This window comes from Vreelandella azerica, assembly GCF_013112225.1.
Taxonomy (GTDB): Bacteria; Pseudomonadota; Gammaproteobacteria; order Pseudomonadales; family Halomonadaceae; genus Vreelandella; species Vreelandella azerica.
The window spans coordinates 18,168-33,788 of sequence record NZ_JABFHI010000005.1 but is presented as its reverse complement, the minus strand read 5'-3'; the positions used below and the strand labels follow the sequence as shown (position 1 = coordinate 33,788).

The following is a 15,621-nucleotide window of genomic DNA, read 5'->3' as shown; positions in this document are numbered from 1 at the left end:
CATGCGCCGGATATGGTCGTCTGCCTCAGGCAGAATCGTTGAGCTTTGCTCGCAAACGGCTAATGGCCTGGCTGTGAAGTTGGGAAACCCGTGATTCAGTAACACCTAGAACAACGCCGATTTCCTTCAGGTTGAGTTCTTCCTGGTAATACAGCGCCATCAGCAGCTTTTCGCGCTCAGGTAAGGCTTCAATACCGGCGACAAGATGCTGGCGCTGCTGGCTGTCGAGAAGCTGTTCGAAGGGGCGGCTCTGAGCGCCCTGATTCTCCGGCTCGCCGCCATCTTCCACCAAGGTTTCATAAGGCAACAGCTGACCGCTGTTGGTGTCCTGCAGTACCTGGTGGTAATCGCTTAGCGACATGTCCAGCCCAGCGGCAATCTCGCTTTCCTCCGGCGCCCGGCCAAGCTGCTGCTCCAGCTGCCTGACGGTTTCATCAATCGCCCGAGCGGAACGTCGCACGCTGCGTGGCAGCCAGTCTCGGGTACGCAGCTCGTCCATCATCGCCCCGCGAATACGCTGGCTGGCAAAGGTGGCAAAAGTGGCCCCCTGGCTGGCATCAAAGCGGCTGAGTGCCTCAAGCAGCCCGACCGTGCCCGCCTGAATCAAATCATCCAGCTCAATACTGGCCGGCAGGCGTACCTGTAGCGAGAGCGCCTGACGCCGTACCAGTGGCATGTATTGCGTCAACTGGTCCTGCTGTTCAAATCTGCCCTGTGCTGTGTACATCTTTTCGCCTCGCGGCTGGACTCGCGTTACTGATAATTAACGATGATCTGCATGCCCTGAACGCGTACCGGCCTGTGTCCTTGCGGCAAGGTAAAGCGAAAATGCAGCGGTGTCTGTGCACTTACCCCCGCAAATGCTCGGGTACTGCCGCGCTGCATCGGCAAGGCCAGGCAGCTTTGGGAGTGGCAAAGCCAGGCATTCACCGATTGCCCCGGAGGAAGCTCCCAGCGCCATTGCACCTGGCTTATCACCCCTTCGCCCACTGGCGTACCCGGCGGTGGCGTCGCGCGGCGCGTTTCGCTGGGGCGGTCACTCATGGCAACCAGGGTGCCCGGCACGCTGGCCACCCAGCTGCCGCTTGCTGCCAGGGCAGCGGCAGGCAGCCATAGCAAGGCAAACACCGCCAGGCCTGTTTGGCGTTGGAAGGTATGGCGCAATAATCTGATATCTAATTGTTTTCGAAACAAGATTTCATCCGTTCTAGCCATGCTGACGTTAACAGTGATCTTCCCTGAGGCCTCCTCCCTGTTTAATAGGTTGTTCTTAACGGCTGTGATGGCCAACACCCAACATTTGTTAATAGCATCTTAACAATTAGCTTAATGCAAAGCGCTCGCAAAGGCATCTATCTGGCTAAAATCAACAGTTCAATATCCAGGTAAGCCTGTGCTGCGGCTTGCAAATTGTTCAACAAACCGGCGCGTGGCAAATTAGGTTCATGCAGCGCCAGCAAGCGCTGCGGGCCGCCGGATTCCCTCAGCTGACGCAGGGTGCGAAAGGTATCCACAAAACTGTCGGCGTGGCTGTTGACCCACAACGCCCAGCGCGAGTAGCGGCGCGCATAGTCGTGCAGTGCAGGGTCGTCTGCCATTACCACATGAATATCCCAGTTTTCCGGCTTGCCCGCCCAGTGCCGCCCTAACGCTGACCACTGTTCCAGACGTCCGCGTACCCGATCGACCTGGCTATTGGCTATTGAAGGCAGCCCCACCACCATTAGTCTTTTCTTCAGCGCGGGTTCGGGGTTTGGTTCGGGTTTTGGTTCGGGTTCCAGCGATTCAGGTGCTGGTTCAGGCGCTGACGGCTGCTCAGTAGACAGAGCATCAACTCGGCCTTCCTCATCAACCTGCCCTTGCGGCTCCTGCTGCTGACGCTGCAGGTTGGCCCATTTGCGTAACCCTGATGCCTGATCCTGCCCGCTCACACCACGCCCTCCCGGTTAACGCTGCCCAACTGGCGAATCGCATCGCGGGCCATCAGGGCGTACAGCAGGGCATCCAGCAAGGCGGTGTCGCGGCGTTTCCGGCGCGCCCCCAAAAGCCCCATCAGATCACTGTGTAACGCCACCGCTGCTTCGTCATCGGCATTATCCAGATGCCCGGCAACCGCTGCCGTGCCGCTGGCCATCAACAGGCGCACCTCGGCGTTCACTTCGCCACCGTCATCCTGCTTGAGCTGTTGCCAGGCGCGCCGCGTCAGGGTGGCCAAGCCTTCAGCCTGCAGTTGAATAACCAGCAGGGAGAGAACGTCTGCCCCCAGGCGGCGCGGCGTCAGCCAGTAGCGACGGGTGACCACCCGGGCGCTTTCCGGGTCACGCACCTCGGCATACCAGGCCAGTAAGGCTTCGCTCTGGCCGCTGGCATTGCGCTCAGCACTGTCAACTTCGGCATAGGCGTTCCACAGCTGCATGGGCTGGCCACGAAAGCGCACCTCGACGCTATGGGTCAAGGTGCTTTGCGCAAACACCTGTTTAAGGGTCACCCGCTCACCATGAGCGACTACCCGTTGAGTAGCGCGCACCTGGCTGACCCAGGTAAGCTGCTGGGCGTTAAGCCAGGTGCGGCTGGTAGTATCCGGCAGTTGAGGCAATAGATGCACGGCCACGCCGCTTTGTTCAGTCACCGCTGCCAGGCGCGGCTGCCACCCAGCAGGCTGGCGATGCTGCAGCCAGGGCAGCGCCAGCCAGGCGCCGTCGGGGTCGAGGCCGGTATCCGGCATGGCCCAGTCACAGCCGCGCTCGTTACGCCGTGGCGCCCAGTGCATGCCCAGGGTCGCCTCGGCGGGCGGGTAATCCTCCAGCAGTTTATCCAGACGCTCAGCCTGGACGCGGATTGGCAAAGCGGCTAAATCCCAACAGGCTTCCAGGTGCGCAAAACCACCCACTCGTTCACGCAGGCGGCTTAGCAGCGAAGAAAGCCGCCGCCCCTGGCCGAGTACATCCCGCGACCAGCGCGGCAGGCTGAGTGAAGGCGCTCCCTCGGGTTCCGCCTGGGCCGAGCGCGGGGTGCGGGTTTTCAGCGCCTGTTCCACCAGCGGGGCGGCGGCCGCCAGGCTCATGTCTTCAGGCACCTGCTGGCCATGAGAGCCGAACAGCACACGCAGGCCATGGCGCATGACAATATCCAGCACCGGCGCCAGCCGCCCGGCTTCGTCCTGCTTGGTGATGATGCAGTCGTCAAGCTCTGCGCCTGCGGCACGTGCTGCCTGACGATAGCGCAGCACCACTTCTTCGAGGGTTTCTGGCTGGCTGGCGGCGTTCAGCAATAACACCAGCCGCACTTTGGATTGACCGCCCTGCAACTGGGCAATCTGCTCGATCACCCTTTGGTCGCGCTGACTCATGCCAACGGTATCGATAATCACCCACTGCTTGCCTTGCAGACGCCCCAGCAGGGAATCAATCGGCTGCTCGGAATCCAGCGCGTACATGGGAATATCCAGCAGGCGAGCATAGATACGCAGCTGCTCATGGGCACCAATACGGAAGCTGTCAGTGGTCACCAGCGCCACTGGCCGGGTGCCATGGCGCATAACAAAGCGTGCCGCCAGCTTGGCCGTGGTGGTGGTTTTGCCCACCCCGGTGGGCCCGACCAGCGCGACAATGCCGGCCTGATCAAAAAGCTGTTTTCATCCTTGAGAACGGTCAGCCGACTGGCCAGCCGGGTACGCAGCCAGGCCAGCGGTTGATCACTTTCATCGGCCAGCTGATTGAAATCCTCCGGCATGCCGGCCAGCAGCTCATTGGCAATTTCAACGCTAAAGCCGACTTCAAACAGCAGTTGATGCAGACGCTGTGCCCAGCCTCTGGGCGGTGTGACTTCCAGTGGCTGCCCGGTGCTGGCCAGTAGCGTGCGCATATCCTGCATTTCCTTGAGCAGGCGTTCGCTCATCGCCTGCAAGGGATCCGGCTTGGCCTGTTCGACATTGCCAGATTCTGTTTTTGCAGGCACTGACCGGGATGACGCTGCCGCCAACGCTGATTCAAACCTCGCCGAAGGCGCTGCTTTGTGCGCTACAGATGGCTCAGAGGGAGTCGGGTCCTCAGGCGCGGGGTCAAAGTGATCTGCCGCCGCGTCGGCCATGGCCAGAATCTCGACCCCCCTTCTGTGCGGCGGTTGGCCACGATCAGCGCATCATCTCCCAGCGCCTCGCGTACCTGGCGCATTACATCGCGGCTATTGGTGCCAACGAAACGTCTTACGCTCATGTTTCACCCTCTGCCCTTTGGTTCAAAAGTGGAGATACGTGCTCACTCGTTCAGGCTGCTGGCCGCATGACTATCGCCCGCCGACCAGCGTGACAACGCGCAGGGTGCGGTCATCGGGAATTTCGGCCTGGGACATCACCACCAGGTGGCGCATCCGGCGGCGTAAAAAGCGTGCCAATACGGCACGCAGGCTATGCTGAACCACCAGTACTAGCGGTTCACCGGCAGCTTCCTGGCGCTCCAGCGCCTGCTCAGCCTGGGACATCAGGGTATCCGCCAGGCCGGGTTCCAGGGCACCGTTACCGTTCATTGCCTGCAACAGCACTTGCTCAAGCTGGGCATCCAGGCCCATGACATTGAGCACGTCCTGACCAGCAAACCAATGTTGGGTAATCGCACGGCCCAGGGCTATCCGCACCAGCGCTGATAGCTCGTTGGCATCCTGCTGCTGGGGAGCGTATTCCGCCAAGGTATCCAAAATGGTGCGCAGATCGCGAATCGAGACGTCTTCATCCAGCAGGTTCTGCAGGATGCGCTGCAATACCGTCAGCGAAATCGCTTTGGGCACCACTTCTTCGACCAGCGATTTCTGGTCGCCGCTCAGCTTGTCGAGCAGTTTTTGCACCTCAGCACGGCCAAGCATTTCCGGTGAATGACGATGCAACAGGTGGTTCAGATGCGTGGCAATGACCGTACTGGCATCAACGACCGTATAGCCATACACCTGGGCATGCTCGCGCTGGTTGCTGTCGATCCATACCGCTGGCAGGCCAAAGGCCGGGTCCTTGGTCGGTGCGCCCTGCAGCTCGCCGGATACCTGACCGGGATCAATCGCCAGCCATTTGCCGGGATGGGCTTCGGCACGGCCGATTTCAGCGCCTTTCATGGTCAGCACATAGCTGTTGGGCGCAAGCTCCAGATTATCGCGGATATGCACGACAGGCGGCAAAAAGCCGACTTCCTGTGCAAACTTCTTGCGAACGCTCTTGATTCGCCCTAACAGCTCGCCTTTCTGGCGTGAATCCACCAGTGGAATCAGCCGATGGCCCACTTCAAGGCCCAGAGTATCCACCAGCTGGACATCCTCCCAGCTGGCCTCCGGCGCTTCCTGAACCGGCGCCGGGGCCTCGGCAATGTCCTGGCGCACCAGCAGCTGGTTCTTCTGGCGGATCAGGTACCAGGCCAGGGCGCCCAGCAGAGTAGTGAAAATCAGGAAGACCAGATTGGGCATCCCGGGCACCATACCAAGAAGGCCCATCACCGCAGCGGCCAGAATCAACACTTGAGGGTTGATAAACAGCTGGCTGATCATCTGCTGGCCAACATCCTGATCGGTGTTGACCCGTGACACCGTGACACCGGCGGCGGTGGAAATGACCAAGGCCGGAATCTGTGCGACCAGGCCATCGCCAATGGTCAACAGCGTGTAAGTCTCGCCCGCATCGGCAAAGCTCATACCGTGCTGCATCATGCCGATCAAAAGGCCACCGATGATATTGACCACCATGATCACCAGCCCGGCCATGGCATCCCCGCGCACGAACTTGCTGGCACCGTCCATGGAGCCGTAGAAATCAGCTTCCTGAGCCACCTCGGCGCGTCGTTGCTTGGCATCTTCTTCCCCGATCAGCCCGGCGTTGAGGTCGGCGTCAATCGCCATCTGCTTGCCCGGCATGGCATCAAGCATGAAGCGGGCACCGACTTCGGCGATACGCCCGGCGCCCTTGGTAATAACCATGAAGTTGATCACCACCAGAATCAGGAACACCACCAGGCCAACGGCAAAGTTACCGCCAACCAGAAAGGTACCAAAGGCCTCAATCACCTTGCCCGCTGCGTCGCCACCTTCATGGCCGTTCATCAGCACCACCCGGGTAGAGGCCACATTCAGCGAGAGGCGCAACAGAGTGGTAAACAGCAATACCGCTGGAAACGCCGCGAAATCCAGCGGTTTCTGGGTAAACATACTGACCAGCAGCACCATGACCGCCAGGGCGATATTGAACGTGAATAACAGATCCAGGGCGAAAGGCGGCAGCGGCAGAATCATCATGCCCAGAATCATGATGATCAGGATGGGACCGGCGAGCAGCTTCATGCGCACGTCGCCCATCCAGTCACGCTGATTGATCAGTTGGCCTAAGCCTTTCATAACGGTGTCTCATTGCCGCGTGAATCGCGGCTCTCCATTTCCGGTGGCACCGGCAGGTTATCGGGCGTCGGGGGCACGTCGCCTCCCTCCTTTGCGATATTTTTCAGGCGATAGGCCCAGGCCATAACTTCGGCCACTGCGGTATAAAGCTGGGCAGGCACTTCGCTATCCAGATCAACGTGGTGATACAGCGCCCGCGCCAGCGGCGGGGCTTCAAGGTGCGGCACACCGGCTTCCTGCGCCACTTCACGGATGCGCATCGCCACCGCATCGGCGCCTTTGGCAACCACCCGGGGGCGCCCATGCTGCCTTCCTGATACTCCAGGGCAATGGCGTAGTGGGTCGGGTTGGTAATAATCACATCGGCATCCGGTACCTTGCTCATCATCCGCCCCCGTGACATTGCCTGCTGCTGTTGACGAATGCGCGCCTTGAGCTGAGGGTCGCCTTCAGACTCCTTATGCTCGCGTTTGACTTCTTCCTTGCTCATACGCAGCTTTTTGGCATGGCTGTAAAGCTGGAAAGGCACATCAATCAGGATGACCACAATCAGCGTCAGCACCATCAAACCCGCCGCCTGGGCGGCCATGGTCAGGGTATTGGCCAGGGCCTGCTGGATGGGCTGGGTCATCAGGGCCAGAAACTTGCCTATATTGAGATACAGAAAGGCCGCACTCACACCGCCTACCAGCACTGATTTGGCCAGCGCCTTGGACAGTTCAATCAGCGCCTGACTGGAAAACATCCGCTTCAGACCCTTGAACGGATTCAGCTTGGAAAGCTTGGGCTGCATGGATTTGGCGGAGATCAGCCAGCCACCCAGCAGTGCCGGCGAGACCATGGCAATCACCGTCAACAGCAAAAACAAGGGCATGATGGCGTAGAGGGTGCGCTCACCAATATCCAGCGCATTGACCAGCATGCAGGGTTTCCATGGCTTCACGACGCTCAAACCCGAAGGCCTGGTCCATGACCAGACCCAACTGGTCATAGATCATCATACCCATTGCCCAAAGCCCGATAACGCCGCCTAACAGCATCAAAAAAGTGGTCAGCTCCCGTGATCGGGGTACCTGGCCTTCTTCTCGGGCTTTTTCCTCGCGTCGCGGTGTGGCCTCTTCGGTTTTTTCGTCGTCGCTATCGCTTTCAGCCATAAACTCTCTGTCCAGCTTGCTGCAATGGGAAACCGGCCACTACCGTCAAGGTTTCAATGCCTGTTCAAGACGCACTCAACCGCCCTGTTGGGCGGTTGAAGCCGGACAACCATTAAATCCGTACCTTACTGGCAATCAGAAACCCAGCTCGTCCAGAAGGTCGTCGACCTGATCCTGCCCGGAGACCACATCAGGTTCGTCCTGCTTAACCTGCGGGCCGTTGAGCAATTCTTCGTTACGCCGTGCGTTTTCATTTTTCCACTGGTCTTCGGCCTTACGCTGCATGGATTGGCGTGCCTGCGCTTCCGGCACGTTATCAATCAGCACCTGCACCAGCTGATGTTCAATCTCACGGATCACGTCCATCATCTTCTTGATCACCTGGCCGGTCAGATCCTGAAAATCCTGGGCCATCATGATTTCCAGCAGTTCCTTGCTGGTAGCGGAGGTCATATCCGGTACGTCACTCAGATACTGGCGGGTCTCCTTGACCAGCCGCTTGGCGTCATCCAGCTCCTGAGGAGCCTCAAACCACTCCGTCCAGCGCTTGTCCAGCGCTTCAGCGCGTTCGGTCAGCTGGTCCTGCATGGGCTGGGCCCGGTCAATCGCGTTGAGGGCACGTTCGGCTGCCTGCTCGGTCATGGCCGCGACGTAATGCAGACGGTCACGGGCGTCGGGAATTGCTTCCGCTGCCTTCTCAATTTCTTTATCGAGGCCCAGCTCCCGCATGTTTTCACGCAGCATGCGTGTCAGCTTGCCAATACGTTGGATCAGGTCTTCGGCGGCCTCTTCGGACAGCTGGGCAGAATCATCCTGCTCATTCTGACGCATTATGTTATCTCCTCATTATTCAGGCGCCTTAGCACCCTCACCGCTTTATTTGCCCATCTTGTCGAAGATCTTGTTCAGCTTTTCTTCGAGGGTGGCGGCCGTGAACGGCTTGACGACGTAACCACTGGCGCCCGCTTGCGCGGCGGCAATGATGTTTTCCTTCTTGGCTTCTGCCGTCACCATCAGCACTGGCAATTCTTTCAGCGCATCGTCCTGACGAATTTCCTTGAGCATCTCCAAGCCATCCAGGTTGGGCATATTCCAATCCGATACCACGAATTCAAACTTGCCCGCACGCAGCTTGTTGAGCGCATCCTGGCCGTCTTCGGCCTCCTCTACATTGGTAAAACCGAGCTCTTTGAGCAGGCTGCGGACAATCCGGCGCATGGTCGGAAAGTCGTCAACCACCAGAAAGCTCATGTTCTTGTCTGCCATTGGTTATCCTCACTCAGATCTTGCGGTGTTATTAACGGTTCGTTTGATGATGGCGACGCTTTATCACGACCAGCCAACAAGTATATCGCCATCATCTTATTTTAAAACATTGTAAAGCAGGCAGTTAAGCCTGCTTTTCAAAGGACACATAAGCCAGAAAGTACGCACCTATCAAAATTCCTCCCAGTCATCCTGAGCAGAGGTCTCGTGGGTACTGCGGGTCTGGCTGGCAGGACGCCGCAGCGATGTTGCTGCCTGCGTGGAGTGGGCTGGCGTCGGTGACGCCAAGGCAGGCGCTGCCTGTTTGGCACCCAACAGCTGGAAGACCGCAACCGCCTGCTCCAGACGGTTCGCCTGCTCTTCCAGCGAGGCCGCTGCCGCCGAGGCCTGTTGCACCAGTGCGGCGTTCTGCTGGGTGACCTGATCCATCTGGCCTACCGCCTGGCTGACCTGCTCAATACCGTCACTCTGTTCTTGAGAGGCGGCCGAAATTTCATCCATGATGTCGGTGACCCGGCGCACCGAGGTCACGACCTCTGTCATGGTGGCGCCCGCCTGCTCCACCAGCACAGAGCCTTCGTTGATCTGTGCCACCGAACTTTCAATCAGCCCCTTGATCTCTTTGGCCGCATCGGCGCTGCGGCTGGCCAGGTTGCGTACTTCACCCGCGACCACGGCAAAGCCACGGCCTTGCTCTCCTGCACGCGCAGCTTCCACCGAGGCGTTCAGAGCAAGAATATTGGTCTGGAAGGCAATCGAGTCGATCACCCCGGTAATATCCGCTACTTTCTGCGAACTGGTGGAAATACCGTGCATGGTGTTGACCACCTGCTCAACTACCTCACCGCCACGCTCTGCCGTACTTGAAGCATCTGCTGCCAGCGTGCTGGCCTGGCGGGCGTTGTCGGCATTCTGCTTCACCGTGGCGGTCATCTCTTCCATGCTGGCGGCGGTTTCCTGGATGGAGGCGGCCTGTTGCTCGGTACGCGATGAGAGGTCAGCGTTGCCGCTGGCGATTTCGCGGGTGCCGTGATAAATCTCCTGGCTGCCTTCTCTCACCTTGGACACAATGTCATTAAGGCTTGCTTGCATACGCCCCATCGCCGTCAGCAAACGACCAATTTCATTGTTGCCCCCTTCCGGCAGCGTTTGGGTCAGGTCAGCATTGGCAATCGCATCCAGCGCTTCAGCGGCGTGGTTCAACGGACGCAATACAATCGCCCTCAGGCTGGCATAGATAAGGATCACCAGTAGAATCGACAGCCCCAGAATCACCCACTCGATAATTGAATAAAAGCGGCTGATGTCGTTGAGTTCCTGCTGCAGCTGTTGGCCACGCAGGGTGGCGTAGTCAACAAATTCATCCAGCGCGGCCTCTTGCTGGGCACCCACAGTGGCAAGCTCGTTGCGCAACTCGTTGAACTGGGTGGTGCGCATATCATTCAATGCCGTCAACTGCTGGCGAGCAATCTCCATACTCCCCGCGAAGGTTGTCTCAACCCGGGCGCCAAGCGCTTCGCCTTGATCGGTGCGCGCTACTGAGGCAAAGTTTTCAAAGCGCGCTTGCGCACGCTCCAGCTGATCAGCGACGGCGACCAGGCGCTGGTCTGCCTGCTCACGGCGGCCTAACATGAAATCGTTGGAGGCGGCCTCTAGCTCCACCATGGCACCGCTCCACAGGGCATCGGCGCGATTGATTTCATTGAGCTGGTCGATGTTAATTGCTTCCAAGGTGTGCAGTGTGCGGTTGGTTGCCCTATCGGCAAGGGTAAAAATCACCACGTTAGCAGCAATCGCCAGGGTCAGCAGAACAAGCGCGACGAGAATGGAGACGTTCAGCGATACGTTGCGCAGTAGGCGGCTCATAGCGTGTTTCCTTGGTCAGCAGGCGTGTGTTATCAGCGGCCCGGTAAATGGCAAGTGATGATCAGACCCGCTGGGCGCGGCCAGACGCCGCTACCAGCGACATCATTCGGCCAGGAATATCGTCCAGGGCGGCCACTTCAGTGGCGCCGCCCATGGCGATAGCTTCCCGTGGCATACCGAACACCACGCAGGTTTCTTCATTCTGGGCAATCGTCGCCGCACCGGCCTCACGCATTTCCAGTAGGCCCTTGGCACCGTCCTTGCCCATGCCGGTAAGAATCACACCCACGGCATTTTTACCGGCATGCTGGGCCGCAGAATGAAACAGCACATCCACCGAGGGGCGATGGCGGTTAACCGGCGGACCGGTGTTTAACCGGGCCACATAGTTGGCCCCGCTGCGCGCCAGCTCAAGGTGCTGATCCCCCGGGGCGATATAGGCGTGCCCGGGCAGTACACGCTCGCCATCGGTCACTTCTTTCACCGAAATACGGCACAGCCGATCAAGACGTTCAGCAAACGAGCGGGTAAAGCCACCAGGCATATGCTGGGTGATCAGAATCGCCGGCGCATTGGCAGGCAATGGCTCCAGCACTGAGCGGATCGCTTCGGTGCCGCCGGTCGACGCGCCTATGATGATCAGCTTTTCACTGGAGGTCAGCGGTGCGGCCAGCTCTTTACGTGCTGGAGCATTCTTTTTGGGCAGCGCCTGACGGGGCCTTGAGCGCGCAGCGGCACGCAGTTTTTCAGCGATCTCATTGGCGTATTCCATCATGCCGTTGCGAATACCCAGGCTGGGCTTGGCAACAAAATCCAGCGCTCCAAGCTCTAACGCCCGTAGGGTGATCTCGGAGCCTGCCTGGGTCAGCGAGGACACCATCAGCACCGGCATGGGACGCAGGCGCATCAGGCGTTCAAGGAAATCCAGGCCATCCATACGCGGCATTTCAACGTCCAGGGTCAAGACGTCAGGATTATGCTGTTTGATCAGGTCTCGTGCGGCAATCGGGTCTGGGGCAACCGCCACGACTTCCATATCCGGCTGAGAGTTGATGATTTCTGTCAGTAGATCGCGAATCAGTGCCGAGTCGTCGACGCATAACACTTTTATTTTAGATGCGCTCAATGCACGCCTCCTGTCGTTGTTGGCCAGGTACCTTTGGCGACAAGTACCTTTGGCTAGTTGCCAGACGAGCGATGATGGGGCGCCAGGGTGTAAACCGTCTGCCCACGCAATTTGAACTCGTTGCTGATATACGAGAAGTTTTCCGAATGTCCGGCAAATAGCAGGCCATCCGACTTCAACAGCGGTGCAAACCGCTTGAGAATCTTTGCCTGCGTCTCTTTATCGAAATAGATCATGATGTTGCGGCAGAAAATGGCATCAAAAGGCCCTTTGATTGGCCATTGCGGCGCCAGCAGGTTCAAGGCAGAAAACGCGACCAGCTCGGAAACTTCAGGGCGGATTCTGGCTAACCCAATGCGCTTACCGGTGCCCTTATGGAAGAAGCGCTTGACGCGTACTTCATCTATCTTGCGCACCTGCTCAAGGGGGTAGACGCCGCTACGTGCCTTTTGCAGGGCTTCTGTATCGATATCGGTAGCCACGATGCGCGACTGACTGGCCTTGGGGCCAAGGGTTTCCAAGAGGGTCATGGCCAACGAATAGGGCTCTTCCCCAGTAGAAGCCGCCGCACACCAGATCGATACTGGCCCCGTCTTGTGTCTGATATGCTCCGCCAGCAATGGGAAGTGATGCGCTTCGCGGAAAAAAGCGGTCAGGTTAGTGGTCAGCGCATTGGTAAAGGCCTCCCACTCGCGCGCATCGGGCTGGCGCTCAAGGCGCTGAAGGTAGTCGCTGAAACGTGTCAGGCCATGGTGACGCAAACGCTTGGCCAGCCGACTGTAGACCATTTCACGCTTATGTTCGGCTAGCACGATGCCCGCCCGCTGATAGATGAGTTCGCGGATACGTTTGAAATCAGCGTCTGTCAGCACCAGATCACGTTCGATCTGGTTGCCAGAAGACCATTGGCTGGCCTCAACTCCCTCTCGTTGCTCGATCAAAAACACGTCTCCATTGTCGCGTCAGTCACAGGCCTGGCAAATCTGCGTTGAATGCCCTCTTTCAACGTCATCATTATTAACATTAAACACATTTTAACATTTTTTTGCCATGCCCAAGCGCTCCATGCTCTTCTCTGCGAGCACTACCCAAAGTGCCATCCATGGCGTTAATCCCTGGCCATTATCAGGATTGGCGAGTGGTATCCACCAGAGCCATTTCTTCACTGGTTAGCAGTTTGTCTATGTCGACCAGCACCAGCATGCGGTCTTCCAGACTGCCCAGGCCACTGAGAAAGTCCGATGACAGGGTAACGCCAAACTCAGGCGCCGGTTTAATCTGATCCGGCGTCAGGGTCATCACATCCGAGACGCCGTCCACAACGATACCGACCACGCGATCAGCGACATTAACGACGATCACCACCGTCTGCCCGCCGTACTCGACGCTGTCCAGATGGAATTTGATGCGCAGATCGACAATCGGCACGATCACGCCACGCAGGTTGGTCACACCCTTGATAAAGTCCGGCGCATTGGCGATCCGGGTGACGTTTTCATAGCCACGGATTTCCTGCACCTTGAGGATATCAATGGCGTACTCTTCTTCTCCCAGAGAGAACACCAGAAATTCACGGTTGTCCGCCTCAGCGGCAGCAAGCACTACACTACTGTTAGCCTGACTCATGACGACTCAGCCTCCTTTTGCGATGTAACAGCGGGGGTCGATTTAAAATGGGGTGATTGAACCTGTTTGCCAGCTTCTTTTTTATTCCGGCCTAAACGATGCAGGCCGGTAATGTCCAGGATGAAGGCAACGCTGCCATCGCCCAGAATGGTCGCAGCAGAGATACCTGGCACCTTGCGGTAGTTATCTTCAAGATTCTTGACCACCACCTGCTGCTGGCCAAGCAGCTCATCCACCAGCATGGCGTAGCGGCGCCCTTCGCCCTGGACGATCACAGCGATGCTCTTGGTCGGATCCGTGATGGCGTTTTCAACATCCAGCACTTCGTGAATGGCGATCACCGGCAGATATTCGTCACGCACTTTCAGTACCACGTCATCACCGGCCATGGCATACATGTCTTCCTTGGCAGGTTGCAGTGACTCCAGCACAGCGGACAGCGGCAAAATAAAGGTTTCCTGACCCACCTTGATCGACATGCCATCCAGAATGGCCAGCGTCAGCGGCAGCACGATACGGGTATTGGTGCCTTCGCCTTTTTTGGACTGGATCTCAACCCGGCCGCCCATCCCCTGGATGTTGCGCTTGACCACATCCATGCCGACACCGCGGCCGGATACATCGGTAACCTCTTTGGCGGTTGAAAAACCCGGGGCAAAAATCAGCTGCCAGACATCTTCATCGGTCATGGTGTCAGACACATTCAGACCATTCTCGCGGGCCTTGTTGAGCAGCACTTCACGGTCCATGCCGGCCCCGTCGTCTTTTACCTCGATCAGGATATTGCCCCCTGATGCCTTGCCGCCAGGGTCAGCTTGCCGGTACGCGGCTTGCCCTTGGCTTCGCGCTCATCGGGCATTTCGATGCCGTGATCCAGGCTGTTACGCACCAGGTGGGTGAGCGGGTCGGTAATCCGTTCGACCAGGCTTTTGTCCAGCTCGGTGGATTTGCCTTCGGTGACCAGTTCTATATCTTTTTGCAATTTGCCAGCGGTGTCACGTACCACGCGGGGAAAACGGCTGAACACGAATTCCATGGGAATCATGCGGATCGACATCACCGCTTCCTGCAGATCACGGGCATTGCGCTGCAAAAGACTCATACCGTTTTGCAGTGAACTGTTGCCAACCGATTGATCAGCCAGATCACTGACCGTCTGGTCAAGCATTGACTGGGTAATGATCAACTCGCCAACCAGGTTGATGATCTGATCTACTTTGTCGACCGAGACGCGGATAGAGGACGATTCAGAGGCAGCTTTTTTCGCCTTGGGCTTGGCATCAGCGGCCGGCTTGGTCGCTGTTTTTGCGGCAGCGGGCGGGGCTTTTTCAGGCGTGGGCGGAGCTTTTTCGGCCGCAGGCTCTAGCGCCGGAGGGGGCGGCGCAGGCGTGTCGGCGGCGGGTGACGCATCCAGCACCTTGATCTCGATCTGCTCTGGCTCGATGATAAAACACATTACCGCTTCGATATCGTCCGGGCTGGTATTGCCCTGGAGAATCACTTCATAGCGCTTCTCATCTCCAGACTGGGACTGGATCTCGCCCAGCTGCTCAAGCTCTTCGGCCAGCAGAATACGGTCTTTTTCACTGACGTTTAACAACGACACCTGTAGCAAATCACCGTCACTGCCCGCGCTTTGAGCGGGCTCAGGATTAGACTCAGAGACGGCTTCGCTCGACGAAGACGCAGATTTTTCAGCAGCAGAAGGGGTCGCATTGGCAATCGGCGCACCTTCGGCAGCTTCAAGGCCTTTGCCAATTTCCTCTAGTGCAATCTGCTGCAATGTCTGGCAGATACGTTCATAAGATTCCTGGTTGGGCTCTTCCTCGTTGCGGTAGGCATTAAGTTGATCGTGCATGATGTCTTTTGCCTCCAGGAAGGTATCAACAAGGTCGGCACGCAGGGCCAGCTCCCCCTTACGCGCGTGATCCAGCAGGTTTTCAAAAATATGCGTGGTCTTCTGCAGTACCGTAAACCCAAAGGTGCCTGCCCCACCTTTGATTGAGTGGGCAGCGCGGAAAATAGCATTAAGCTGTTCGCTGTCCGGATCTTCGACATCCAGTTCCAGCAAGTGCTGCTCCATATCGGCCAGCAGCTCTTCCGCTTCTTCAAAAAAGGTGTCAAAAAAGTCCGTGATATCCATGCAAACTCTCACCCTATGCGTCGTTTTTATGTCAGTTACTGCCGAGCTCAGCCACCGTTCGGGCTCACTATCAG

Annotated in this window: 13 protein-coding genes and 2 pseudogenes; all 15 read right to left on the bottom strand. The window is 58.0% G+C overall.

Annotation, left to right across the window (positions count from 1 at the left end):
• Positions 1 to 25 precede the first annotated feature (25 nt).
• A complete protein-coding gene (locus HLB35_RS12345; RefSeq protein WP_171702822.1) occupies positions 26 to 727 on the bottom strand; it encodes an RNA polymerase sigma factor FliA in 702 nt (233 codons plus the stop codon).
• Positions 728 to 753: 26 nt separating this feature from the next.
• Positions 754 to 1,194, bottom strand: a complete 441-nt coding sequence (locus tag HLB35_RS12340; RefSeq protein WP_235937168.1) for a flagellar protein FlhE — start codon at positions 1,192 to 1,194, stop codon at positions 754 to 756.
• A gap of 158 nt (positions 1,195 to 1,352) precedes the next feature.
• Entirely contained in the window at positions 1,353 to 1,931 is a 579-nt protein-coding gene (locus tag HLB35_RS12335; RefSeq protein ID WP_171702820.1) for a hypothetical protein, read from the bottom strand.
• A complete protein-coding gene (locus HLB35_RS12330) occupies positions 1,928 to 3,583 on the bottom strand; it encodes a flagellar biosynthesis protein FlhF (protein WP_328731781.1) in 1,656 nt (551 codons plus the stop codon). The genes HLB35_RS12335 and HLB35_RS12330 overlap by 4 nt, the downstream gene beginning before the upstream one ends.
• Entirely contained in the window at positions 3,505 to 3,957 is a 453-nt protein-coding gene (locus HLB35_RS18500; protein WP_328731780.1) for a flagellar biosynthesis protein FlhF, read from the bottom strand. Before HLB35_RS18500 ends, HLB35_RS12330 begins: the two co-directional genes overlap by 79 nt.
• 62 nt (positions 3,958 to 4,019) lie before the next feature.
• Positions 4,020 to 4,214, bottom strand: a complete 195-nt coding sequence (locus HLB35_RS18495; protein WP_328731778.1) for a hypothetical protein — start codon at positions 4,212 to 4,214, stop codon at positions 4,020 to 4,022.
• A gap of 70 nt (positions 4,215 to 4,284) precedes the next feature.
• Complete coding sequence (flhA, locus tag HLB35_RS12325; RefSeq protein ID WP_171702819.1) at positions 4,285 to 6,366, bottom strand: flagellar biosynthesis protein FlhA; 2,082 nt, start codon at positions 6,364 to 6,366, stop codon at positions 4,285 to 4,287.
• Positions 6,363 to 7,520 (bottom strand): annotated as a pseudogene (flhB, locus tag HLB35_RS12320) (flagellar biosynthesis protein FlhB). The gene flhA and the pseudogene flhB overlap by 4 nt, the downstream one beginning before the upstream one ends.
• Before the next feature lie 135 nt (positions 7,521 to 7,655).
• Positions 7,656 to 8,351, bottom strand: coding sequence for a protein phosphatase CheZ (gene cheZ, locus HLB35_RS12315; protein ID WP_171702818.1), 696 nt, complete (start codon positions 8,349 to 8,351; stop codon positions 7,656 to 7,658).
• Positions 8,352 to 8,396: 45 nt separating this feature from the next.
• The gene (gene cheY / locus HLB35_RS12310) at positions 8,397 to 8,786 is read right to left on the bottom strand and encodes a chemotaxis response regulator CheY (protein WP_171702817.1); all 390 of its coding nucleotides are present in this window, start codon (positions 8,784 to 8,786) and stop codon (positions 8,397 to 8,399) included.
• Between the two features lie 171 nt (positions 8,787 to 8,957).
• A complete protein-coding gene (locus tag HLB35_RS12305) occupies positions 8,958 to 10,652 on the bottom strand; it encodes a methyl-accepting chemotaxis protein (RefSeq protein WP_171702816.1) in 1,695 nt (564 codons plus the stop codon).
• A gap of 61 nt (positions 10,653 to 10,713) precedes the next feature.
• Entirely contained in the window at positions 10,714 to 11,778 is a 1,065-nt protein-coding gene (locus HLB35_RS12300; protein ID WP_171702815.1) for a protein-glutamate methylesterase/protein-glutamine glutaminase, read from the bottom strand.
• Between the two features lie 53 nt (positions 11,779 to 11,831).
• Positions 11,832 to 12,719: a CheR family methyltransferase gene (locus HLB35_RS12295; protein ID WP_171702814.1), complete on the bottom strand. Its 888-nt coding sequence runs from the start codon at positions 12,717 to 12,719 to the stop codon at positions 11,832 to 11,834.
• Positions 12,720 to 12,903: 184 nt separating this feature from the next.
• Complete coding sequence (cheW, locus tag HLB35_RS12290; RefSeq protein ID WP_171702813.1) at positions 12,904 to 13,404, bottom strand: chemotaxis protein CheW; 501 nt, start codon at positions 13,402 to 13,404, stop codon at positions 12,904 to 12,906.
• Positions 13,401 to 15,547 (bottom strand): annotated as a pseudogene (gene cheA / locus HLB35_RS12285) (chemotaxis protein CheA). The gene cheW and the pseudogene cheA overlap by 4 nt, the downstream one beginning before the upstream one ends.
• Between the last annotated feature and the right edge of the window lie 74 nt (positions 15,548 to 15,621).